This window comes from Microbacterium sp. LMX7-1.2 (assembly GCF_040675935.1).
GTDB lineage: Bacteria > Actinomycetota > Actinomycetes > Actinomycetales > Microbacteriaceae > Microbacterium.
Map to the genome: position 1 here is coordinate 2729493 of NZ_JBEGIL010000001.1, position 22027 is coordinate 2751519.

At 64.7% G+C, this 22027-nt stretch carries 21 protein-coding genes and 1 pseudogene; 12 read left to right on the plus strand and 10 right to left on the minus strand.

What is annotated here, in order from left to right; genetic code table 11:
• Positions 1–32: 32 nt before the first annotated feature.
• On the minus strand, positions 33–932 hold the full coding sequence (locus MRBLMX7_RS13345) for an N-acyl homoserine lactonase family protein (RefSeq protein WP_341933430.1): 900 nt from the start codon (positions 930–932) through the stop codon (positions 33–35).
• A 237-nt stretch (positions 933–1169) separates the two neighbouring features.
• Between MRBLMX7_RS13345 and MRBLMX7_RS13350 the strand changes: the two genes are divergently transcribed.
• Positions 1170–1505, plus strand: a complete 336-nt coding sequence (locus MRBLMX7_RS13350; RefSeq protein WP_341933431.1) for a RidA family protein — start codon at positions 1170–1172, stop codon at positions 1503–1505.
• Between the two features lie 422 nt (positions 1506–1927).
• Positions 1928–3142, plus strand: a complete 1215-nt coding sequence (locus tag MRBLMX7_RS13355; protein ID WP_341933432.1) for an acyl-CoA dehydrogenase family protein — start codon at positions 1928–1930, stop codon at positions 3140–3142.
• A gap of 172 nt (positions 3143–3314) precedes the next feature.
• On the opposite strand, the gene MRBLMX7_RS13360 is transcribed toward MRBLMX7_RS13355, so the two are convergent.
• The 3 genes from MRBLMX7_RS13360 to MRBLMX7_RS13370 are packed head-to-tail and all read right to left on the minus strand — an operon-like array spanning position 3315 to position 8199.
• The gene (locus MRBLMX7_RS13360) at positions 3315–4697 is read right to left on the minus strand and encodes an aldehyde dehydrogenase family protein (RefSeq protein WP_341933433.1); all 1383 of its coding nucleotides are present in this window, start codon (positions 4695–4697) and stop codon (positions 3315–3317) included.
• 20 nt (positions 4698–4717) lie between these two features.
• Entirely contained in the window at positions 4718–6019 is a 1302-nt protein-coding gene (locus tag MRBLMX7_RS13365) for a dihydrolipoamide acetyltransferase family protein (RefSeq protein ID WP_341933434.1), read from the minus strand.
• A 2-nt stretch (positions 6020–6021) separates the two neighbouring features.
• On the minus strand, positions 6022–8199 hold the full coding sequence (locus MRBLMX7_RS13370; protein WP_341933435.1) for an alpha-ketoacid dehydrogenase subunit alpha/beta: 2178 nt from the start codon (positions 8197–8199) through the stop codon (positions 6022–6024).
• A 154-nt stretch (positions 8200–8353) separates the two neighbouring features.
• Here MRBLMX7_RS13370 and MRBLMX7_RS13375 point away from each other — a divergent pair, with 154 nt between their 5' ends.
• From MRBLMX7_RS13375 to MRBLMX7_RS13410, 8 genes are all read left to right on the plus strand, one after another.
• Positions 8354–8896: a VOC family protein gene (locus MRBLMX7_RS13375; RefSeq protein WP_341933436.1), complete on the plus strand. Its 543-nt coding sequence runs from the start codon at positions 8354–8356 to the stop codon at positions 8894–8896.
• Between the two features lie 7 nt (positions 8897–8903).
• Positions 8904–9572, plus strand: coding sequence for a GntR family transcriptional regulator (locus MRBLMX7_RS13380; RefSeq protein ID WP_341933437.1), 669 nt, complete (start codon positions 8904–8906; stop codon positions 9570–9572).
• A 74-nt stretch (positions 9573–9646) separates the two neighbouring features.
• Positions 9647–10933, plus strand: a complete 1287-nt coding sequence (locus MRBLMX7_RS13385; RefSeq protein WP_341933438.1) for an acyl-CoA dehydrogenase family protein — start codon at positions 9647–9649, stop codon at positions 10931–10933.
• A gap of 55 nt (positions 10934–10988) precedes the next feature.
• Positions 10989–11552: a flavin reductase family protein gene (locus tag MRBLMX7_RS13390; RefSeq protein ID WP_363369196.1), complete on the plus strand. Its 564-nt coding sequence runs from the start codon at positions 10989–10991 to the stop codon at positions 11550–11552.
• Positions 11553–11591: 39 nt separating this feature from the next.
• Entirely contained in the window at positions 11592–11981 is a 390-nt protein-coding gene (locus MRBLMX7_RS13395; protein WP_341933440.1) for a RidA family protein, read from the plus strand.
• A 262-nt stretch (positions 11982–12243) separates the two neighbouring features.
• Positions 12244–13500 (plus strand): M24 family metallopeptidase, encoded by a 1257-nt coding sequence (locus MRBLMX7_RS13400; RefSeq protein WP_341933441.1) that lies wholly within the window; start codon positions 12244–12246, stop codon positions 13498–13500.
• A gap of 141 nt (positions 13501–13641) precedes the next feature.
• Positions 13642–14697 (plus strand): LacI family DNA-binding transcriptional regulator, encoded by a 1056-nt coding sequence (locus MRBLMX7_RS13405; RefSeq protein ID WP_341933442.1) that lies wholly within the window; start codon positions 13642–13644, stop codon positions 14695–14697.
• 37 nt (positions 14698–14734) lie between these two features.
• Positions 14735–15601: an NAD(P)-dependent oxidoreductase gene (locus tag MRBLMX7_RS13410; RefSeq protein ID WP_341933443.1), complete on the plus strand. Its 867-nt coding sequence runs from the start codon at positions 14735–14737 to the stop codon at positions 15599–15601.
• A 364-nt stretch (positions 15602–15965) separates the two neighbouring features.
• Here the strand turns inward: MRBLMX7_RS13410 and MRBLMX7_RS13415 are convergent, their stop codons facing one another.
• Complete coding sequence (locus MRBLMX7_RS13415) at positions 15966–16589, minus strand: NADPH-dependent F420 reductase (protein WP_341933444.1); 624 nt, start codon at positions 16587–16589, stop codon at positions 15966–15968.
• Positions 16590–16680: 91 nt separating this feature from the next.
• Here MRBLMX7_RS13415 and MRBLMX7_RS13420 point away from each other — a divergent pair, with 91 nt between their 5' ends.
• Together MRBLMX7_RS13420 and MRBLMX7_RS13425 are read left to right on the plus strand one after the other, a co-directional pair.
• Positions 16681–17184 (plus strand): MarR family winged helix-turn-helix transcriptional regulator, encoded by a 504-nt coding sequence (locus MRBLMX7_RS13420; RefSeq protein ID WP_341955346.1) that lies wholly within the window; start codon positions 16681–16683, stop codon positions 17182–17184.
• A gap of 151 nt (positions 17185–17335) precedes the next feature.
• Positions 17336–17712 (plus strand): annotated as a pseudogene (locus MRBLMX7_RS13425) (pyruvate carboxylase); the annotation flags it as partial.
• Positions 17713–18165: 453 nt separating this feature from the next.
• Here MRBLMX7_RS13425 and MRBLMX7_RS13430 read toward each other — a convergent pair.
• The 5 genes from MRBLMX7_RS13430 to MRBLMX7_RS13450 form a co-directional block, all read right to left on the minus strand.
• Positions 18166–18972, minus strand: a complete 807-nt coding sequence (locus tag MRBLMX7_RS13430) for a hypothetical protein (RefSeq protein ID WP_341955345.1) — start codon at positions 18970–18972, stop codon at positions 18166–18168.
• Between the two features lie 65 nt (positions 18973–19037).
• Positions 19038–19868: a hypothetical protein gene (locus MRBLMX7_RS13435; protein ID WP_341933447.1), complete on the minus strand. Its 831-nt coding sequence runs from the start codon at positions 19866–19868 to the stop codon at positions 19038–19040.
• Positions 19869–19982: 114 nt separating this feature from the next.
• Positions 19983–20549 (minus strand): hypothetical protein, encoded by a 567-nt coding sequence (locus MRBLMX7_RS13440; RefSeq protein WP_341933448.1) that lies wholly within the window; start codon positions 20547–20549, stop codon positions 19983–19985.
• Positions 20542–21153 carry a helix-turn-helix domain-containing protein gene (locus tag MRBLMX7_RS13445; protein WP_341933449.1) on the minus strand — a complete coding sequence of 204 codons (612 nt, stop codon included), beginning with the start codon at positions 21151–21153 and terminating at the stop codon, positions 20542–20544. The genes MRBLMX7_RS13440 and MRBLMX7_RS13445 overlap by 8 nt, the downstream gene beginning before the upstream one ends.
• Positions 21137–21958, minus strand: a complete 822-nt coding sequence (locus MRBLMX7_RS13450) for a hypothetical protein (protein WP_341936249.1) — start codon at positions 21956–21958, stop codon at positions 21137–21139. Before MRBLMX7_RS13450 ends, MRBLMX7_RS13445 begins: the two co-directional genes overlap by 17 nt.
• Between the last annotated feature and the right edge of the window lie 69 nt (positions 21959–22027).

The following is a 22027-nucleotide window of genomic DNA, read 5'->3' on the forward strand; positions in this document are numbered from 1 at the left end:
GGGTGCAAGCGCGGTCTACCTCGTCTGTCGGATCAGGTCAGGAGGATGCCTGCGTCGGCGGGGGCGCGGGAGGCCTCGTTCTCGCGTGTGTTGACCTCGATGACGTAGTTGCCGCTGTCAGTGGTCCAGGACTTGTAGCGATTGACAATGTCGACATCATGGCCGGGGATGATGCGGCTGGTTTCCTCTTTGAGTTCTTCTTTGAGGGTCTTGTATAGCCGGATGAGGTTGAAGTCGTTACCTTGGCCGTAGCCGGGGGTCCACATCTTCTCGACGTTGGAGTACCAGTAGACGGTGTCTCCGGCGACGACGAAGGGGCCGCTCTGGGTCTCGACTTTGAACCACTGGGATCCGAAGGTGTGGGAGTCTCGTGCCAGGCGTGCGGTGACTCCGGGGAGGAGTTCCTCATCGCCGTTGACGAAGCGGATGCGGCCGTCCGCGATGCCTTTGGCTGCGCGAGTCAGATCGGTGGGGTCGAATGAGGAGAAGATCCATGCGCGGTCGGCGTCGCTCGGCATCTGATTCGCGAGGTTCACCGCTTCGGACCAGCCCACGTACTCGTCGAATTGCACATAGAGCTGCGCATTGGGGAATGCTTCGAAGTTGCCCATGTGGTCGAAGTGCATGTGAGAGACGAGGATGATGTCGATGTCCTCGGGGGTTAGGTCGACCTTGGCGAGGACCTCGGCGGGGCTCTCCCAGCTCTGGAACGGGTAGCGGTCGAGCCAGTAGTCATCGCGGAAGCCGCAGTCCACGAGGGCGACGTGCTGCTTGCCCCCGACCTCCCCGCCGATGAGGAGGGTGTACAGCATCGGGATGCGCACCGTCCCTGCGTTGCTGTAGAGGCCTGAACCTCCGAAGAAGTCATGGGGCATCGTGCCCTGGCAGAACTCAAGGGAGTAAATAGAGTAGTCGGTCTTGCGTTCGCTCATTCGTGGTGTCCTTCTCGGGTTCGGGCTTCGTGTGAGAGCTGTCGATGCTGCGCGCTTGTGCAGTTAACCCAGGTGTACCCACATCTACAAACGATTGCAATAGTCTTAATGAGACGGTAACGTCATCGAAGGGGCTGCAGCGTGAAGCCGCACTCTTGAGCGTTTCCGGCAGCACCGTCGTCCTGAGTGAGTGGAGAGAGCTTGCCTTCTGATCGGCTAATACGCATTCCTGCTCCGGTGGTCCCCGGGATCTCCGACAGTGTCCTGGACACGACCACCGGGCTCCTCTACGTGTCGGGGGTCTACGCGCCGCACCCAGGAAACGACGAGGAATCCATCAAACTGACCTTCGAAGCACTGAGAGAAGCTTTGCATCGAGGTGGTGCGACATTCGATGACCTCGTGAGGGTGAACGTCTACATCAAGCATCTCGACGAGGCCAAGCTGCAGGCGTACCGCCGAGTGCGCGATTCGATTCTCGATCCTGATCGACTTCCGGCAAGCACCGCTGTCGGAGTGCACTCACTGTACAACGGAGCCGTGATCGAGATTGACGCGATCGCCGCAGTCTGAGCTAGGTCTGGTCCCCTCCCGCACCCGGGTGAATCCTTGTGGTGGTGCCGCGGGAGCATCTTCGGGAGAACCCGATAGCGACTCCGAGGCGGGCTCCGATCGGCGACGTCGGCGCGGCTCTGGCCTGGTGGGGCACCGCCGGTGCAATGGACGTTGTATCGTGGCGCAACGTCGGTAGCATCGCCCAATCGGATGCTTTCCTCTGCGTGCCGGTGCAGGTCGACGTCCGGCAGCCCGGTGGTCCCGCTCGGCTCCTCGCTGTGCGTCCGCGAGCCTGAAGTTTTCAAAACTGAAACACAAAAGTCCTCGTCCGCCGTATAGCATCATCTTCAGAAGCAAACGATTGCAGTAACGTGCAGGCTTCAGGCCAGAGTCATCGAAGGAGAGCGACAGTGAGCAGTTCAGTTCAAGAAGCGCCAGTCATGGACGCCTTTTTCGGCGCCCCCGGCCCCGACTACGAGATTATCGCGAAGGCGCAGACACTGCAGCCTCTGATCCGCGAGTACGCCCAGCAGGGTGAGGAGAACCGCCGTGTCTCGGATGAGGTCATCACAGCGATGCGGGATGCCGGGCTTCTGCACATCTCGATCCCGAAGCGCTGGGGCGGTCTCGGCGGAAACTTCCGCACCTTCATCGACACCGTCGCGGCTGTCGGGCAGGCTGACGGAGCGACTGGTTGGGTTTCAGCGCTGCTGAACTCGTCCACGTGGTTCGCCACTCTTTTCCCCGAACAGGCTCAGGATGACGTCTTCGGTGCGAACCCCCGCGCATCCGTCGCCGCAGTCCTTTCGCCCGGCGGCCCCTTCATGCAGGCGAACTCCACCAAGAAGGTCGAGCACGTCGAAGGCGGCATCCGCCTCACCGGTGAGTGGGGCTACTCGACCGGTTCGCTGCACGCGGACTGGTCGATCGTTCCGGTACGCACCAGCGAGGACGAGAACGGGCTCGCCGTGAACTCGCTCGTTCTGATCCCGCGCGTGGACTCGAACATCAGGGACACTTGGTACGTGGCGGGCATGCGCGCAACGGGCTCGAACACTGTCTTCGTCGAGGACATCTTCATCCCCGAGCACCGGATCGTGCCGATCGGCGACCTGGCAACCGAGCAGTACCCTCGGGAGTGGGCTGAGGAGGACAACTACAACGCCTCCTTCGTTCCCGTCGCGGAGATCGTGCTGAGCGCGGCGCAGATCGGCATGGCGCGCGGCGCCATCGAGATCGCCCGCAGCGTCGGTGAGAAGCCGATCACGTACTCCGTGTACCAGCACGCGAAGAACTCGGTCGTGCACCAGATCGAGCTTGCGAAGGCACAGTCCGAGGCCGACCAGGCGTACCTGCTCGTCACGCGCAGCGTCGCGACCATCGATTCCGCCGCTCGCGACCGTCGTCCGATGACGGTGGAGGAGCGTGCCAGGACTCGTATGGACAACGGCCAGGCGGCAGCGCTCGTGCGCAAGTCGATCAACCGCTGCCTCAGCATCGCCGGGGCTTTCAGCTTCGCCGAGATCAATCCTCTACAGCGTTTCTGGCGCAACAGCGAGACGGCGAGCCGTCACGCTCTGGTGCACCCGGAGATCGGCGCCGAGGTCTACGGCAAGTTCCTCTTCGGCATCGAGGACAACGTCCAGCCCTTCTGATCGTCAGGGGAAGGCCCTCGGGGCGGCGACGGAGACGCCGACCGCCCCGAGGGCCTTCTCGTGTCGCCGAGCTGCTTCGTCCGGGACACGCAAGACGGCCCCGCGGATTTCTCCACGGGGCCGTCTTGCGGCGTGGGCGCTCGCGGGTGAGCTCCTCACGCCGCGTGGTGGGTCAAGCGACCCACACGGTCTTGAGATTGCAGAACTCCCGGATACCCTCGGCGGAAAGCTCGCGGCCGTAACCGGAGCGCTTGATGCCTCCGAAGGGCAGCTCGGGATAGGAGATCGTCATGCCGTTGACGAAGACGGCGCCGGACTCGATCGCCTTGATGGCGTGGTCGATCTCCGCTTCGTCCGAGCTCCAGAACGCCGAGCCCAGGCCGAAGTCCAGACTATTGGCGATCGCCAGAGCGTCTTCGAGCGAAGCCGCCTCATACAGGCTCGCGACCGGTCCGAAGGCCTCCTCCTCGAACAGGCGCATCTCGGGGGTGATCCCCGCGATCACGGTCGGCGGGTAGAACCAGCCGTCGGCGCTGTCATCGAAGGAGCCGCCCACGATGATGCTCGCGCCCTTCTCCCGGGCATCGTCGACGAGCTCGACGATGTCGTCGCGGCCCGAGGAAGTGGCCAGGGGGCCGATGTCGGTGCTCGCATCCTGCGGATCACCGATCCTCAGCTGTGCCATCTTCTGGGCGAACTTCTCGGCGAACGCGGCGTATGCGTCGGTGTGCACGATGAAGCGCTTCGCGTTGATGCAGGCCTGGCCGTTGTTGGTGGTGCGGGCTTTCACGGCCGTCTCCGCGGCGGCATCGAGGTCGGCGGAGGGCATCACGATGAATGGATCGGATCCGCCGAGTTCGAGCACGACCTTCTTCAACACGTCTCCCGCGATCGACGCGACCGAACGCCCTGCCGGCTCCGAACCGGTCAGGGTGACGGCAGACACGCGCGGGTCCCGGATCACGCCCTCAACCCGTCCGGCACCGATGAGCAGGGTTGAGAAAGAGCCTTCGGGGAACCCAGCCCGGGTGAAGAGGCGGCCGAGGTATACCGCGGCCTGCGGCACATTCGAGGCGTGCTTCAAGACGCCGGCGTTCCCCGCCATCAGAGCCGGTGCGGCGAAGCGTACGACCTGCCAGATGGGGTAGTTCCACGGCATGACGGCGAGGACGACGCCGAGCGGGTCGAAGCGCGTGCCAGCCCGGGTCGCTCCGACGGCGGAGGGGTCGTTGAGGGTGCGTCCGCTGAGGAAGGCTTCGGCGTTCTCCGCGTAGTAGCGCATGGCGTAGACGGACTTCGTCACCTCCCCACGCGATTGTGCGATGGGCTTGCCCATCTCGTCGGTGATCATCGCCGCGACCTGCTCGAGGTCTGCTTCCAGTAGATCGGCGGCGGCGTTCATGAGTTCGGCTCGTCGTGCCCACCCTGCCGCATTGAGCTGGGGCACGGCGGCGCTGGCGGCGGCCAGCTTCTGCTCGACGACATCGTCGCTGTCGTGCTCGAACGTCGCCAGCTCCTCCCCGGTGGTGGGGTTGACACTTCGCATGATTGCCATGGTCGTCTTCTTTCCTCAGGTCAGATCAGGATGGTGAGAGGGTTCTCGATGCGTCGCTGGAAGGCGGCGAGCCACTGGGCCGCGACCGCCCCGTCGAGCACGCGATGGTCAGCCGAGAGGGTCACGGTCATGACCTTCCCGGTCGCAAGCGCCCCGTCCGCGTCGATCACCGGCACCGACCGCGCGGCCCCGACCGCGAGGATTCCCGCCTGCGGCGGGTTGAGGATGGCGGTGAACTGCGACGTGCCGTACATCCCGAGATTGGAGACCGAGAAGCTGCCTCCTTCGAGCTCGTGCTGCTTGAGCCGCCCTGCGCGTGCGCGCTCGGCCATCTCGGCGATGGTCGCGCTCACCTCCGTCAGGGACATGCGTTCGATGCCGCGCAGGACCGGGGTTGTCAGGCCGCCTTCCGAGGCGACCGCGACCGAGACATCAGCGGACGAGAACTGGCGGATGCTGTCGCCGTTCCACGTCGCGTTCGCCTGCGTGACCTCCATGAGAGCCGCACCGACGGCCTTCACCACGAAGTCGTTGACCGAGATCTTGCGGCTCGCCGTCTCATTCACCGTCGCACGCAGGGCCATCAATGCGTCCACGCGGCAGTCGGCCACGAGGTAGAAGTGCGGCACCGTGGACTTGCTCTCGGTGAGGCGGCGGGCGATCGCCTTGCGCATCCGATCGAGGGGGATGTCCTCGTAAGCCGCTCCACTGCTCGGCGTTGCCGCTGCGGGGGTCGCATCGGAGAGTTCCTGTGCTGGAGCGGCGGAGGGAGCCGCCGTCAGGTGTGCAAGATGAGCGTCGAAGTCGCGTCGCACGATCCGGCCGTGCGGGCCGGTCCCCTGCACATCGCTCAACGCTACGCCGTGCTGAGCGGCGAGCCGGCGAACAATGGGAGTTGCGACGAGTCGGCGTGTCTCGACCTCGTCGCTCCGCTCCGCGGCGAGCGCGCGCGTCTTATCCGACAAGGCCGTCGATGCGATCGTCGGGACGGCGCTCGCCGGTTCCGGCTCTGATGGCGGGGGCGATGCCGGCGCCCCCAGCCCGATCGCGGCGAGCGCGGTGTCGATGTCCTTCTCGGTGTCGCCGGGGGCGAGCATCACGAAGATCGGATCGCCCACCGCGACGCTGTCGCCCTGGGGCACCAGGAGTCGGCCGACCACTCCGGCGACTTCCGAGAGCATTTCGACGCTCGCCTTGTCGGTCTCGATCTCGGCGATCGGCTGATTCTGTGCGATGGTCTCGCCCGCGGCGACGAGCCACGCCTGGACGGCCGCTTCCTCGGCGCCGGCGAGGATCGCGGGCATACGGATGATTTCCACCATGATCAGGATCCGAATCCGGCGCGGACGGCTTCGAGCCCCGCGACTACTTCTTCCGTGCGGGCGATGGCTGCCCGCTCCAACACACGAGAGATGCTGGGCGATGCCTCTTCGCCGGTGACACGGGCGATCGGCTGATCGAGCCAGTCGAAGAACCGCCGCTGGATCTCGTCGGCCAGCCATGCACCGTAGGACGTGCCCTGCGAACCCTGTTCGACGATCAGCACGGCATTCGTCTTGCGGATGCTCTCACCGATCGTGTCCCAGTCGATGGATGCCCGGTCGAGCCAACGCAGGTCGATGAGTTCGGCATCGATCCGGGTCTGCTCGATGGCCTCCTTGGAGTGCGCGACCATGGACAGGTAGGTGAGGACCGTGACGTCGGAGCCTTCGCGAAGCACCGCGGCCGAGCCCGGCTCGATGACGTAGTCGAGATCGCCCTCCGGGATCTCGTCGGCGGCTCCGTAGAGGTCGACGTGCTCGATCACGAGCACGGGGTCCTGCAGTGCGAGAGCCGCATTCATCAGACCGACGTAGTCCCTCGCGTTCGAGGGGGCGACGATGCGCCAGCCGGGGCTGGTCGCGAAGATGCCCGCGGGGTCCATGAGGTGCTGCGACCCGTAGCCGGAACCCATCGCGACCTTGGTGCGCAGCACCAGGGGTACATCATTGTCCCCGCCGAACATGTGACGCGCCTTGCCGATCTGGTTGAAGACCTGGTCGGCGGCCACCCACATGAAGTCGGGGTACATGAACTCGACGACCGGGCGGAAGCGCCCGTCCAGGGCGAGGCCGCCGGCGAGACCGACGAACGCGTTCTCGCTGATCGGGGTGCCCAGGATGCGCTCCTCGCCGTACTTCTTCGGCAGCCCCTTGGTGGCGCCGTTGGTGCCTCCGTTGAGGCGGTGCACGTCCTCGCCCATCACGACGATGCGCGGGTCCGTCTCCATGCGGCGGTCCATCACCTGGGAGACGGCGTCGATGAACTTCACCGGGCGCAGGGGAGTGGACTCGTCGAGCGCGGGGAGACCCTGCAACTCGGTGCCGTCGCCGCGGACGCCCACGTTGACGAAGCTCGTCTCGGGCCACAGCTTCGGGCGGATGCGGCGCTTTCCGGGACGGTCCGGGTCCGACTCGAGAAGCTGAGCGGTGGCCTCGGTCATCGCGGCCTGAACACGCTCGCGAAGGGCTGTGACACCGGCATCGTCGATGAGTCCGCGGCGGATCATGTGCCGGGCAACGAGATCCAGGGGGTCACGGGCAACCCAGTGCGCCTCCTCTTCCTTTGTGCGATACCCGAACGCACTGCCGGGATACGCGCCGTTCTGGTGGAAGAACCGGTAGACCTCGGCCTCGATGACGGTTGGACCTTCGCCCGAGCGCATCCGCTCGGATGCCTCGAGAGTTGCCAGGTGCACCGCGAGCGGGTCCATGCCGTCGACGCGCCACGAAGGAATGCCGAAGCCCTGGCCGCGGACGGAGAACCGGGGGTCCGCGGTGATCTCGTCCGCGCGGGTCGACACGGCATACAGGTTGTTCTCGACGAAGAAACAGACGGGCAGCTTCCATGCGGCAGCGAGGTTCATGGACTCCAGGACGGAACCGATCTGTGCCGCTCCGTCACCGAAGTAGTTGATGGAGAGATCCGTCGTGCCCGAGTGCTTCTGCGCCCAGGCGTTACCGGTGGCCATCGGTGCGCCTCCGCCGACGATCGCGTTGGTGCCGAGTGCGCCGGCTTCGAACCACTGCAAATGCATCGACCCGCCGCGGCCGCGGCAGTACCCCTGTGCGAGGCCGAGGATCTCGGCGAGTGTGCGCTGTAGGACGGTCTGGATGGCATCGTTCACCGGCTCGGCGGGATCGATCGTGCCGGCGCTGACGTGGGTGAGCGCCTTGGCAAGGAACTGGTGGTGCCCGCGGTGAGAGCCGTTGACGCCGTCCGTCGAACGCAGCCCGACGATCGAGCCGACGGCGCCGCCTTCCTGTCCGATGCTCGAGTGCGCGGGGCCATGGACGAGACCCTCGCCGGCGATCTCGAGGACAGTCTCCTCGAAGGCGCGGATCAGATGCAGCTCACTCAGCATGGTCCCCAGAAGTGCGGGATCGGCGGCATTCCAATCCGCGTCGGTGGTGGTCAGCTGGAACCAGTCGACGCCGGTCTGGAGTCGCTTCTTCTTCGGCATCTTCGCCCATCCTCTCGCGCGATCACCTGACCGCTGAGTCGACGGTAGCGGAGTATCGGATCCAATACAAACGTTTGCATATCTGAATACTCCGTCGTAGACTCCGGATATGGGTACGGTGTATCCAATTTTGCAGTGACAGAGGAGTCCACATATGGCTGACGCCGTGCGACGGGGTATCCCCGGCATCCGCGGGACCGACCACATCGGATTTACCGTCCCGGATCTCGAAGAAGCCGAGCGCTTCCTTGTCGACATCCTCGGTTGCGACCGCGTCTACACCCTCGGATCGAAGCAGTCCGAGGATGACTGGATGCACACCCATCTGGGAGTGCATCCGCGCACCGTCATCAGCGAGATTCGCTTCTTCCGCCTGGGCAACGGGGCCAACTTCGAGGTGTTCCTCTACGAAGCTGCCGATGGTCAGGCCCCCCACCCGCGCAACAGCGACCTCGGCGGATATCACATCGCGTTCTACGTCGATGAACTCGATGAGGCGGTGCGCTACCTGAAGGAGAACGGCGTCGACGTCATGGGTTCGCCGACGTCCAGCGCACACGCCGCGGAGGGCCAGCGCTGGGTCTACTTCACCAGCCCGTGGGGTCTGCAGTTCGAGCTCGTGAGCTTTCCCGACGGCAAGGCTTACGAACAGTCATCCGACCGGCTGCTCTGGCACCCGGCGCACCCCGAACGATGAGCCGCGCATGTCGATAGCGAATAGCACGCTCATCCATGGCGCGACCGGCGCTCGCATTGCGGCGACGTTGCGCGATGCCATCCTCTTAGGTCAGTACGCGCCGGGCGAGCGTATCCGTCAGGGCCAACTCGCCGACCAGCTCGGCGCCAGTCGGCTGCCCGTCCGCGAGGCATTGCGGATGCTGGAGGCGGAGGGACTCGTGACGATCGTCGCGAACACCGGTGCGTGGGTGTCGAGGCTCACGATGTCGGACTGTGAAGAGATGTATCGAATGAGGGAGAGCCTGGAGCCACTGCTCCTGGGGTTGAATGTCCCCCTCCTGCCAGACTCGGTGATCGACAGCATGGATGTCCTCGCTGACGCGATGGCGAGCACGTCGGATGTCGAGCGCTTCCTGCTCCTGGACCGCGAGTTCCACCATTCGAGCCTGCAGGCGGTGCAAACGACTGTTCTCGGCGAGACAGTCTTCCGGCTGTGGAATCGCACGCAGCATTATCGGCGGACCGCGACGCGTCTCTTCTACCGCGAGGGTGACGATGCAGTCCATCACGACCACCATCTGCTCGTCACGGCTCTTCGTCGGCGAGATGCCGAAGAGGCTGAGCAGGTGCTCCGACGGCACATCCGCCGCAGTCGATTGGAACTTGCTCGCCACCCGGGGGTCTTCGATGCATAGCGCACAGAAGGCGGAATCCCCGTGCGAGCGACGCCGCAGCCGACCACACATGACCGCGAAACATCACCGCAACAATGTCGGCTTACGATCAAGTAGAAGCAATCGTTTGCAGTTCGCCATTCGCTTCAAACGATCAACCGCCCCGAGGAGGAACACCCATGTCTGACACATTTGTTCTACCATCGACCGCCGACATCGTCGACCAGGTCATGAGGCTCCGCCCCGAGCTCGCGGAAGGCGGACGCGAGGGGGATCTCTCTCGACGCGTTCCGGAGCGTGTCTTCGAAGCCGTGCGGGCTACGGGTGCCTTCAACGTGTCTGCACCGGAGAAGTTCGGCGGGCTCGCAGCCAGTACCCGCGACGTGCAGGCTGTGACCAGCGCGATCGGCGCAGGCGACGGCAGTCTCGCCTGGATGGCCGGCATCTACAACACCGGCGCGTGGGTGCTGAGCCTCATGAGCGATCAGGCGCAGGAAGACGTCTGGGGTGAGCGCGGGAAGGCGGGCGCACTCGTCTCCATCGTGCTGGCCACCACGTCAGAAGCGGTCGCCGTCGACGGGGGATTCCGTATCACCGGTCGATGGACATACGGCACGGGCAGCCGCGAGGCGGATTGGTCGCTCCTCGGTGTGCCACTCAAGAACGGTGCGGGCGAGATCGTCGACGCCGGTGTCGCGTTGATCCCGCGCGAGGACCTCACCTTCGAAGATGACTGGTTCGTCGCCGGAATGAAGTCGACCGCGAGCGTGACTCAGCTCGCGACCGACGTCTTCGTGCCGAGTCATCGCATCTTCCCGTTGACTGCCGCGATCGAGGGCGAGTACATCGGCAGCAACCACGGGACGTCGTACCGGACGATGTTCGTGCCCTCTCTCTTCATGAACCTGGTGGGACCACACCTCGGAATGGGGCGCGCGGCATTGGATTTCGTCGTAGCGGCGGCGGAAACGAAGTCGATCGCCTTCACGGGATACGACCGTCAGGCTGACTCCACGATCTTCCAGTACACGCTCGCGAAGGCCGCCGTGCAGCTTGCCGCGGCCGAAGCGCTGGCAGAACAGGTCGCCGACGAGATCTACCGCACGGCAGAGCGGGGAGACTATGCGCCGTACGCCGACCGGATCGCCCTGCGCGCGAAGGCGGGCTGGGTCATCGATACGATCACTCAGCTCATCGGCGACCTCGTGACGGCGCACGGTTCCGCAGGGTTCGCCGATTCGTCGGTTCTCCAGCGGATCTGGCGCGACCAGGCAGCGGCGGCCCGACACGGGCACACCCTCTCTGCGAGCGGCTACGAGGCTCTGGGCAGGGTGATGGTGGGCCGTGAAGGCGATGCCCGCTTCGTCTTGCCCGTCGTATGAGTCCCGAGCTGTACCCGACTTCGGAACCAACCAAGTGAACGGTGAGAAAATGACCATGACTGAGACGCCCTCCGCCATCTCCGCCGACGACTTCCGCTTCGCCTTCCGGTCGCATCCGGCCGGCGTCGCGATCGTCACCGCCGACGCTGGCGACGGACCGGTCGCGATGACCGTCAGCTCTGTCGCGTCCGTGTCTATCGACCCGCCGACTCTCGTGTTTTCCGCGTCAGCCCTCTCTTCGAGCACGCCGACGATCCTCAAAGCCGAGACGGTCGTCGTGCACATGCTCGCCGCGGATCAGGTCGCGCTGGCCAAGCTGGGGGCGCAGCGCGGTGTCGACCGATTCGGCCCGGACGTCGAGTGGGGGCGGCTCCCCACCGGCGAGCCCTACTATCCGGGGGCGCACTGGCTGCGCGGGCGGGTCGTACAGCGTGTGGATGCCAACGGCTCGACCCTCATCCTCGTCGAGGCGATCGAATCCAAGCTGCACGGCGACGATGTCGACAAGGAGCCCGTGCCCCTCGTCTATCACAACCGTCGGTGGCACACGCTCTCGGACCGATCCTCGCTTCCGACCTCGTCCGTCCCGTTCTGCGTCGTCTACGGGCGAGACGAATAACACTCGTTCGACAATCCGCAACAACAAGGAGCAATGAATATGACCAACGAACGCATCTCCCGTATCCCGGCGCCCGTGGTGCCCGGTATCTCGGACAGCACTCGCGTTACCGCGGGCGAGCTGGTCTTCATCTCGGGCCAGGTCGGCTTCGAAGAGGACGGCTCCGTCCCCACCGACTTCGTCCGTGCCATCGAGCTTACGTACGGCGAGTTCGAGCGCGCTCTGAACGCGGCTGGCGTGACGTACGACGACCTGGTTCGCGTGAACGTGTACATCACGGAGCTGGACCAGGAGAAGCTATACACCTGGCGCGAGACGCGCAACCGCATCATCAACACAACCACGCCTTCCGCGAGCACCGTCATCGGTGTCCACTCGCTCTACAACGGCGCCACGATCGAGATCGACGGCATCGCCGCGGTGCGCTGACGGCCGACAGGGTGGGCATCCTCGCTTCATGAGCAGGGAAGCCCACCCGGAGGCGCTCTGTCTGCGCTCCATACATCACGGCGCTGCCCACCCCGCCTGTTCCGCGGTCGGGTGGTGAGTCGGACGCCAAGTGGCTACCTCGCGTTCGTCGTGGGGAAGCGGTGGCGATTCCCCAGGAATCGGCCTCCGTGCGTGAATGCAATCGTTTGAATTTACGGTAACGTCGACTATGACAACCGTCCCGACAGAGAGGCCGCCACTGATGGCCGAGGCCGCCAACACTCCCCGACCGCTCCTGACGCCCGGACAGATGGGTGTCGACTACGAGATGCGGGTCGATTTCTCCCGCCTGCGGGATTACCGCCTCCAGCGCGCCCAAGCGGCCCTGGAAGCGAGCGAATGCGGCGCGTTCCTCTTGTTCGACTTCTACAACATCCGCTACACCACGTCGTCCTGGGTGGGAGGCGCTCTGGGCGACAAGATGATCCGGTACGCCCTGCTCACACGAGGCGGCGAGCCGCACCTGTGGGACTTCGGTTCCGCGGTGAAGCACCACCAGCTCTATTCGCCGTGGTTGAAGCAGGATCACAATCACCCTGGTTTCCTCGGCTTCCGAGGCGCGGTAGCTCCCACGGCGGGTCTCATGGTCGACGCGGTGACCGAGATCAAGGGCATCTTGAAGGACATGGGTCTGCACAATGCACCCGTCGGGATCGACATCGTCGAGCCTCCCTTCCTGTTCGAGATGCAGCGCCAGGGCCTCACGGTGGTCGATGCCCAGCAGCACATGCTCGATGCTCGCGAGATCAAGAGCTCCGACGAAATCATGTTGCTGAACCAGGCTGCGGCGATGGTCGACGGCGTGTACACCGACATCGTCGAGGCGCTGAAGCCTGGCGTGCGCGAGAGCGACATCGTCGCCATGGCCGCGAAGAAGCTCTACGAGTACGGGTCTGACCAGGTGGAAGCGATCAACGCGATCTCCGGCGAGCGATGCAACCCGCACCCGCACAACTTCACCGATCGGATCATCCGTCCGGGAGACCAGGCGTTCTTCGACATCATCCACTCGTTCAACGGCTATCGCACGTGCTACTACCGCACGTTCAGCGTGGGCCGCGCCACGGGCCCGCAGAAGAGCGCCTACTCCCGCGCGAGGGAGTGGATGGACAACGCCATCGCCGCCATCAAGCCGGGTGTGGGCTCGGACGAGATCGCGTCCTTGTTCCCCACGGCGGAGACCCTCGGCTTCGAAGACGAGTTGTCGGCCTTCGGGCTGCAGTTCTGCCACGGCCTCGGGCTCGGACTCCACGAACGACCGGTCATCTCGAGACTGAACAGCTACCGCGAACCCGTCGAGATCAAGACCGGAATGGTGTTCGCAGTCGAGACCTACTGCCCCGCAAGCGACGGTTACTCTGCCGCGCGCATCGAAGAAGAGGTCGTCGTCACGGAGGAAGGGCCGGTGATTCTCACGAAGTACCCCGCCGACGAACTCATGGTCGCCAACCCCTATTGAGCGAGGGAAACATCTCACGAGAGCGTGGGTCAGAGTGACGGCGTCATTCGCGCGGACCGAGACCCCAGGGGATCGGTCCGCGTGACGGGGAGCGCGGACTCCCTGCGCCGGGGACGAATCAACGGGCGTTACAGTGCGAATATGGCCGAATCTCGAGTACCGAATCTGAAGGACGTCGCCCGTGAGGCCGGCGTCCATGTCGCCACTGCGTCGCGAGCTCTGAGTGATGACCAGGCCCACCTCGTGAGCGATGCGACCAAGGCCAGGGTGGTCGCCATCGCCGAGGGGCTCGGCTATCGCACCAACGCGGTCGCACAGAGTCTTCGCCGGGGAAGGACGGGCACCATCGGTGTCGTCGTCGCCGACTTGGCCAACTCCTTCGTGGTCTCCTTGCTGCGGGGGATCGAGCACGAAGTCCGCACTGGCACATACACGCCGCTCGTCGCCGAAACCCACGACGACCCGGCGATACTTCGCAGCGTCGTGACACGGCTGCTGCGCAATCAGGTGGACTGCATCATCCTGAGCGCCGCGCAGGTCGACGATGAGGACTTCGTCGCAGACCTCGAGCGGCGTGTTCCGGTGGTACTGGCGGTGCGAGGATTCGGTTCCTCGGCGCAGTCCGGAATCGAACGACGCCATCTCGAAGTGTTGCCTGATGACTTCGTCGGTGCCAGGGTCGCGGCCGGCCACCTCCTGTCCCTGGGCCACCGGCGCATCGCACAGATTCCCGGTACGTTCCAGATCTCTTCGTTCGTCGAGCGGGCGCGCGGGTTCGAGGCGGCTCTGCGTGAGCATCCAGAGGCCGCGGACGTGTCGACCGGTGCCCACGCGCCGGACAGCAATGTCGAGGAAGGGCGACGTCAGGCAGAGATGCTTCTTCGTCAGCCACCTGACAGGCGGCCGACGGCGATCTTCGTGCACAACGACCTGATGGCGATCGGCGCCATCGATGCGATTCGAGCCGCCAGATTGCGTTGTCCTGAGGACATCTCGGTGGTCGGGTACAACGACGCGCCGCTCGTCGACCATCTCAACCCGCCGCTCACGACGGTGCGTATGCCCGGTTTCGAGCTGGGGCGTCGCAGTGCGCGCATAGCATTCGATCTCCTAGAAGGAGTGCGGCCGACCGAAGTCCGTCAGACGCTCGAGCCCGAGTTCATCGAGCGCGGCTCGACGACCGCATACTCACCCTGAGCTTCTTCTCTCCCCTCACCACCGAACGGAGTTTCTCGTGACCACTGTTGGTTTCCTCGGCCTCGGCACCATGGGTGCAGGCATGGCTCACCGTCTCATCGATGCCGGGCACGACGTGCTCGTATGGAACCGCTCGAGCGGTCCACTGGAGCCACTCGTCGCTGCCGGGGCCCGCGCGGCCGAGACACCAGCCGAGGCCCTCTGCGCCGGGGTCGCGATCTCCATGCTCGCGAACGATGCGGCCGCCAACGCGGTTTTCACGGATGAGTCGCTCCGCGCTGCGGCCGGCTCGGTGCACGTGAACATGTCGACGCTGAGCCTGGACACCGTGCGGAATCTGGCCGAGCGGCATCGTGCGGCCGGCGTCGATTATGTCGCTGCTCCTGTGCTGGGTCGTCCTCACCTGGCAGCCAGCGGTGGTCTCAACATCGTCACAGCCGGCTCCGAGGAGGCACTCGACCGCGCCGAGGAGTTCCTCTCTGTTCTCGGCAAGCGCACCTGGCGCCTAGGGCACCAGCCCGAGCTTGCGAATCTGGTAAAGATCGGCGTCAACTACAACCTGATCCACACGCTACAGGCTCTGGCGGAGTCCGTTAATCTGATCGAGCGGGGAGGTGTCGACGGGCCCACCTTCGTCGAGATTCTGACGGATGCCGCCTACACCGGAAGTGCTTACACGGGATACGGAAAGATGATCGCGGAGCGCGGTTACAAGCCCGTGGGGTTCTCCGCGGAGCTAGGGCTCAAAGACCTGATGCTGGCTCGAGCCGCCGCAGGAGAATATCGAGCAGCATTGCCGACCGCACCGGTGCTCACCGAGATCTTTGAACAGACCTTGCGCGATGAGGAGCTGGCTTCTCTCGACTGGTCGGCCATGGCAGAGATCACGCGCCGCCAGTCCTGAGCGGGATTGTCGAATCCAGGCCCGCCATCGGCGGCTGGCACGTTCTCGCTCAGTGCAGTGACTTTCGCCGAGTGACAATGACCTATCGCTCGACGCGCTTAGCCAAGGGCGAATGCCCGCTCGTAGGTTGACGTCCGAGCGCCTGGGTGGTCGTGATCTCGACGAGTGCGAGGGTGCGAACGCGTCCATCGACGTGTTACGTCGATACGCGGCACCGTCTCGACGGGCGCAACGCGATGCCGATCGTGTAATCCAGAAGACCGCCTTGCCCGCAGCTGATTATTGAGCGGGTGTCGTATCTCTAACGGCGGACGGCGGACGGCGGGCGAGCTGTGACGCAAGGCTGCGCCCGCCGGTCACAGCGTCAGGATCGGACCGCGAAACCTCCGGTCCATGCGATCTCTTCGCGGACAGCAAGGACGAGCTGGAGGAAGCCGACGGCTTCCAATTCGCGTGCGCGCTTGAGCGAACCGGCGTCGGTGACGGAGACGCCGCCCGACGAGATGAGTTCGGTGAGATAAGTCTTGGCCTGCTCGTCGTCCCCGGCGATGATGACGGTGGTGGGGACGCCTCCGACTTCGCCACTGCCGAGGGTGGCGGCGAAGTTGGTGTTAAAGGCCTTGATGACCTTCGCGTGGGGGAGTGCGCTCTGGAGTTGCGCGGCGGCGGAGGAATCGGCGGGGACGGTGAGTGCGTCAAAGCTGTCGAAGTCGACGGGGTTGGTGACGTCGACGACGATCTTGCCGTTCAGCTGCTCCCCGTAGGCCGTGATGACGTCTTCGAGCGCGGGGTAGGGAAGGGCGAGCACGACGATGTCGCCGGCAAGGGTCTCTCCGAACGCGGTGGCAGTGCCGTCGAACTGGGCTGCGAGAGTGTTTGCCTTGGCGGCGTCGCGTGCGATGACCTGCACGGATGCGCCGCCCTTCGCTGCGATGCTGGCGATGGCCGACCCCATGTTTCCCGTTCCGATGACGGAGATGCTTGCCATGTTCTTTCCTCCTGATCAGTTTCAGTTGCATATACAACTATCAAGGTGAACCTGGTTGCAGGTGCATCTATTCCCGTAGGCTGACGAAATCATGACTTACACGGTGCCGCGGATGACGGAGGAGCAGTCGCGCGCCTGGCTTGCGCTGGTCTGGATGGCGGAGCTCCTTCCTGCAGTGCTTGATGCGCAGCTGCAGTCCAACGCGGATTTGACCCACTTCGAGTTCATGGTCCTCGGCACCCTGAGGCAGGCCTCGAAGAGCGCTCTTCGGACGAAGGATCTCGCTGCGGCGGTGAATGCGACGCCTCCTCGTCTGTCACGCGTTCTGAGTAAGCTGGAGGCTCGAGGCCTCGTCGAACGCGCCGGGGGAACGACGGACGCTAGGGTCGTGAACGTTCGTCTCACCACGACGGGGCGGCGGGCGCTCGTCCGGGCGGTTCCTGACCACATCGCGCTCGCGAAGGAGCTTGTGATGGACCAGCTGTCGGAGGAGGATCTCGGCTCTCTCGCCCGCATCCTGGAACCCCTCGTTGACCGGCTCGACCCACACCGACGGGTCGGCTTCACCGCTGCCGGACGCGCCTCACTCGACTGAGGCGCGTCCGGCTGGGGCGCGTTTGACCGGGACTCTCATGTATCGGTTACCCCGTCAGGGCGCGGCTCGCCCGACCCAGCTGGCCGTCGCTGGCCGAAGCTGCGTAAGCAGGCGGGTGAGAATGAGGAGCGGTCGTCCCGGGTTCGGGGAGCCCAGAATGAAGTTGCCTGAACTCGACCCACTCACAGCCCGTAATTGCCGGGCACCGTGCGCGGCTACTCGAACTTGGACCGCGAGGCTTCGCGACCGCTCTGCGCGCAAGAGGCCTTGGGCGTCACGGAGACGACCTACTGTGACGCGCATCAGTCTCTATTCGCGACATGAGTTCGCACGAAAGACCTCGTCAGGATCGCACCGTACGGGGTCCGCGTCACACCGGAGTTGCTCGCTGTTGAGGCGTGGGGCGGTGCGACCTTTGATGTCGCGCTCCGCTTTCTCGGGGAGGGCCCGTGGGAGAGGCTCGCCGCGCTCCGAGAGACCGTGCCGAACCTACCGATACAGATGTTACTCCGCGGCCAGAACACCGTGGCTACGCGGTCGCTGAAGTAGGTATGGCGTAAACCGGAAAACCTGTGAACCCGCCCCCGAGCTGCGCAGCCCGCTCGCGAACGTACAACAAGCTGGCACAGGGGCTCGCAAGATGGCAAGAGTTGCGCCGGATAGTTGCGATGAGTGGTCTTATCGTCGGTAAACGGCCGGGCGGAGAACTGAGAAGGGGTTCGCGCCGATAATCTGGATAACTGTTGTTATCGTCGGCAATGGGCTAGACGTTGAAGTGAGATAGGGCCGAGCCGGTGTGCGGCGTTTGAGCTGTCGCCGAACGGGATCGCGGGGGTCTGGTCGTCGGTGAGCAGATCAGGCCCGGGGGCGGGCTCGCCGAATCGAAGGCGCCGAACTCAGCCTTGCCGAGGGTGGGGCACCGTCCTGAAGCGGGCCCGTCGCTCAACGCATGGACAGCCGGTCGTGAGTGATGTGCGAGCTCTAGGCGTGGAAAAGATCCCGGGCTTCGACCGCGATACGGTCCATCTCGGATCCCGGCACGGCGTCGACGCCCAGGGTGCGCCAGGCCTCGAGGGCGGCATCGAAGACGTCCCACGTCCGAGAGTCCGCGCTGCGAGGAGGTTCTTGGAATACCACCGAGACCGGCACGTCGGATTCGGCCGTGCGCTCCTCCTGACCGGCCGCGACGATCGCGCCGCTATCCCGCAGCCGCGTGACAACGAAGTTCCACGACTGCAGTTCCTGCTCCAGTGAATCGGTGTCCTTCACGTCGAACGCGAACGCATGCGACAGCTGATCGACGTGATCATCGACGACGGCGAAATCAAAACGACCGCGCTGCTTGCCGACCAGGGCTCGAGGTCGTCTCAGTAATGATTCTCCGAGCTCGAGGCTGCTCGTGCGCAGATACAGGTCGCTCAGGTGCTGGACGAGCCGGGTTCGAGTCTTCGAACGCGGGCTGATGTCGGGGGTAGCTACGAGAACGGAATAGAGGAAGCCTGCCGCGTCCTCTGCAGACACCGCTTCCACGGGCGCAGGGCTGCTGAGCTGAAGTGTGTTGTTGAAGCGGTGAGAGAGCAGCGAGAGCCACGCTCGGCTCACCGTTTGAGGTTCCAGCGATGCGAACAATGCAAGCGGGGGATGCTCGTAGTCGCGCACGGAGCGCTCGAGACTTTCGAGCCAGGGCCGGATCGCTTGCGCGTCGCCGCCGATACGACTGGCGCGACGAAGATTTGGTGCAGATCGAATAGCCCAGTCGCCACCGTCGCGCCCGACGATGACGGCCACGTTGACCCTCTCGCCTCGGGCGACGTCTGGCACATAGCGAACGAGCCAATAAAGGTATGGCTCGTTCATCGTGGATTTCCTGTCTGGGTAGCTGTGGGGAGCGAGGCGAGTCCTCGTACTCGCTGGGCGACTGCCGGTGCCCGTCGATACAGAAGCCACCCCATCGTTTCCAGGTCGCCGCTGGGGATACCCCATTCTACGGGCACCTGGGACATCACCCGCAGAAGCTCCTCTGGGGTGACTGCTTCGATGCGATCGGCGACCTCCAAGAGCCGCTGCTCGTTCAGGCCTGACGGTGGTTGCCGGAAGGATCCATCGATGCCCTCGAGACTGCGCAGGACCTCGGAGTCCCAGTCGCCCTCCCCAGTGGTGAACCACAACCCGTGATCGTACGACCAGACGGAGGACTGCGCGGCAGCCTCATACAACCATTGCTCGTCGTCGCCGAGACACCAGTCCCACAACGCGACGAGCGCCGCTTGCCTACGCGCGTTGTCGTCTCGCCGGGTGTAGCCGAGAGCATCGTCGTCGATGGCGCCACCAACGTGTCGGGACGCGTGCGCGGTCACGGCGTTCGGGACGGGCGGTCCGGGATACATGTCCCACGTCATCGATGCGGTGGTGATTGTGGCAAGAGCCCTCTTGCATACCGGAGCGCCGATGAGCGCGCCGACGCCCTCCACGATCACTTCATTCGCGAGAACGTAGTTTCCCTGGGGGTTGCCAGGCACTTTGAACCAGTACTGCAGACCATCGTCCGCGATGCCCAAGAACGCACCGGCGCCCGAGGATCTTGCGCGCTGAAGGGGCGCGCGGAGGATGATGCTCGCGACGGCGGGCTCGTACGCCTCAAGCTGCCCGGCCCAAAGGCCGGGATCGTCGAAGTGCCGGGACATGCCTTGAACCTATCGAACGCTCACGGCCAACCGACGCATTGTGCCGCGACCGGATAGAGTCCACGGCCGCGAAGCTCCGAACACAGGAATGCTGGACAGCCGTGACGTACTTGCTTACCCGCTGAATGAATCGTTCGCGCACGCCTCAGCCGCGTTGGCTACGTCCACGAACCGGCCCTCGCGGATTGCCGTGATGGGTGAGTCGTTTCCTAACCAGGGATTGCTGCCGACGAACCACGCTCTAGCGACGTCGTCGCCTTCAGCGGTGCTGATCTTCTGCCAGGCGTCGTAGGCGCATTCCAGCCGAAGCGAGGCGTAAGCACTCGGCAGCGGCCCATCCGGAGAGCCCCACCCTGTGGCGGTGCGGAGGTCCTTCGAGCCGGCGAGAGTGGACACGAGCGTCGGCCCTAGGACCGCCGTCAGGCGGCGGGCGAGAGCCCCAGTGGGCGCCGCGTCCGTCCAGCCAATGGCCTCCACGTGCCTTCGTTCGGTGTCGATGACCAGGTCCAGCGCTTCCCGCAGCTCGGTCCGAGCCTCCTCCGGGCTGAGCTCTCCCGTCAGAATGCGCTGAGCGCGGTCGAGATCGCGCGCGTTCAGCTGCTTACCCTCGAGTTGGTGGCCCTTGTCGATGGCAGCGAGTGCGCGCTTCGCCTCTTCGGGCGTCGATGATCGCTTATCCATTCTCTTCCGTGCCCTCCCGGATCAGGTTGACGATTTCCATCGGGTCTAAGCCGACAATCAGCCAGGTCCGCGGCGAAATCGGCTTGTCGGCGATCGTGAGCTCGGCACCTACCCCAGACATGAACAGCTGTGCTCGCTCGGGAGTCCAGTCCTCCGGGATAGCCCGCAAGATGTCGCGAATACCGGGGAGCACACCGAGCAGTTCATCGAACTGCCATGCGGGGTAGCGGCGTCGCTTTCCCACGGTGAAGAAGTAGAGCGCTCCTTGATGCGCGCGTCGCCGCACCTGTCGCACGCCGATCCCGAGGAAGGCGGCGGTCTCGTCGTCACTCAGAGAGTCGACAATTGCGTCGATTCGCGCTCTGAACTCAGGGCGGAGCCGGCGCCCCGGATCCTCCGGATCTGGCGGGGCGAGGACGTCCGCACCCCGGTCTGCGATGAACGCCGTCATAGTGGTCAACAGAGCGCTCACCAGCTTTCCGTCGCGCCCCTGCTGCGCAGCCGTCTCAATGAGCAGATTCAAGGACTCCGAAACTGTGTCAGCGTCGGCTTGAGTCCATGGCTCCGATCCCGCGCCCGCCGCGTGCTCAACGGCCGATGTCATAGGAGTACTTCTCGAGAATGCCGGCGACGACGTGTGGATTCATGCCCAGGTCGAGCCAGTCGCTGGGGGAGCGGTGCCGACCGTCGACTGCAAGTTCCATACGCGGGGCGGCCATGAAGTAGTGTTCTGCGGCCAACGGCCAGTGCTCCGGGATGGCGGGGGCGACGACCTCTATGCCGGCGACGACAGGCTTATCCGGCTGGGGTGAGAACTGCCAGGACGGATAGAGCGCTTGACCTTCGTGTGTGACCCGGCGGAGGTATCCCGCCTTTGTAAGGCGCCTCAACGCGGTCTCGGTGATGCGAAGTCGAGCCGCCGCGCCCTCCGGGGCGAGCGTCGCAGCCGCCACGGCGTCGCTCGGCCCGCGCCCAGATCGCGGGGGCTTTTTGCGAACCAGGTCTTGGATGCGGCGTTCCCGGATCGCGATCTCTCGGAACTGTGGCCCCGTGCGGAGGCTTCGGCTGACACCCTTGTCAAACTCGACGAACCCTCGCTGGCTCCACTTCGACAGAACGAAGTACCTGAAGCGGTGGACGGTTTGCAACCGCTCGGATGGCTCCCACCCGGCAAGAAGCGAAGGCGCTCCGTTTGTCTCGGGTAAAAGGTGCTCGAACACTTCGCGGAAGGTCGGCCCCTCAGAGTGTTTGCGATGATGGTGCATGACGAATAGCGAGGCTGCCAGGCCCCATTCGCGGCCGGAAGCTCCCTGGGTGAAGTCGTCGAATGCTGCGATCCATGCGGCCGGCGGGCAGCCTTTACCGCCCCACCAGGTGGCGGACTTGCGTTTTGATCGCGGATTGGGCATCGCCGCTATCGTCCTTTCGCTCTTACTCCGTCGTCCCGACAGCCTGCGCACGTCGCTCGGCCGAAAGGG

Excerpts from the sequence above, each read along its gene's own strand:
- MRBLMX7_RS13345 (WP_341933430.1), bottom strand. The coding sequence starts at position 932 with ATGAGCGAACGCAAGACCGACTACTCTATTTACTCCCTTGAGTTCTGC.
- MRBLMX7_RS13355 (WP_341933432.1), top strand. The coding sequence starts at position 1,928 with ATGGACGCCTTTTTCGGCGCCCCCGGCCCCGACTACGAGATTATCGCG.
- MRBLMX7_RS13360 (WP_341933433.1), bottom strand. The coding sequence starts at position 4,697 with ATGGCAATCATGCGAAGTGTCAACCCCACCACCGGGGAGGAGCTGGCG.
- MRBLMX7_RS13365 (WP_341933434.1), bottom strand. The coding sequence starts at position 6,019 with ATGGTGGAAATCATCCGTATGCCCGCGATCCTCGCCGGCGCCGAGGAA.
- MRBLMX7_RS13370 (WP_341933435.1), bottom strand. The coding sequence starts at position 8,199 with ATGCCGAAGAAGAAGCGACTCCAGACCGGCGTCGACTGGTTCCAGCTG.
- MRBLMX7_RS13375 (WP_341933436.1), top strand. The coding sequence starts at position 8,354 with ATGGCTGACGCCGTGCGACGGGGTATCCCCGGCATCCGCGGGACCGAC.
- MRBLMX7_RS13380 (WP_341933437.1), top strand. The coding sequence starts at position 8,904 with ATGTCGATAGCGAATAGCACGCTCATCCATGGCGCGACCGGCGCTCGC.
- MRBLMX7_RS13385 (WP_341933438.1), top strand. The coding sequence starts at position 9,647 with ATGTCGGCTTACGATCAAGTAGAAGCAATCGTTTGCAGTTCGCCATTC.
- MRBLMX7_RS13390 (WP_363369196.1), top strand. The coding sequence starts at position 10,989 with ATGACTGAGACGCCCTCCGCCATCTCCGCCGACGACTTCCGCTTCGCC.
- MRBLMX7_RS13395 (WP_341933440.1), top strand. The coding sequence starts at position 11,592 with ATGACCAACGAACGCATCTCCCGTATCCCGGCGCCCGTGGTGCCCGGT.
- MRBLMX7_RS13400 (WP_341933441.1), top strand. The coding sequence starts at position 12,244 with ATGGCCGAGGCCGCCAACACTCCCCGACCGCTCCTGACGCCCGGACAG.
- MRBLMX7_RS13405 (WP_341933442.1), top strand. The coding sequence starts at position 13,642 with ATGGCCGAATCTCGAGTACCGAATCTGAAGGACGTCGCCCGTGAGGCC.
- MRBLMX7_RS13415 (WP_341933444.1), bottom strand. The coding sequence starts at position 16,589 with ATGGCAAGCATCTCCGTCATCGGAACGGGAAACATGGGGTCGGCCATC.
- MRBLMX7_RS13420 (WP_341955346.1), top strand. The coding sequence starts at position 16,681 with ATGACTTACACGGTGCCGCGGATGACGGAGGAGCAGTCGCGCGCCTGG.
- MRBLMX7_RS13435 (WP_341933447.1), bottom strand. The coding sequence starts at position 19,868 with ATGTCCCGGCACTTCGACGATCCCGGCCTTTGGGCCGGGCAGCTTGAG.
- MRBLMX7_RS13440 (WP_341933448.1), bottom strand. The coding sequence starts at position 20,549 with ATGGATAAGCGATCATCGACGCCCGAAGAGGCGAAGCGCGCACTCGCT.
- MRBLMX7_RS13445 (WP_341933449.1), bottom strand. The coding sequence starts at position 21,153 with ATGACATCGGCCGTTGAGCACGCGGCGGGCGCGGGATCGGAGCCATGG.
- MRBLMX7_RS13450 (WP_341936249.1), bottom strand. The coding sequence starts at position 21,958 with ATGCCCAATCCGCGATCAAAACGCAAGTCCGCCACCTGGTGGGGCGGT.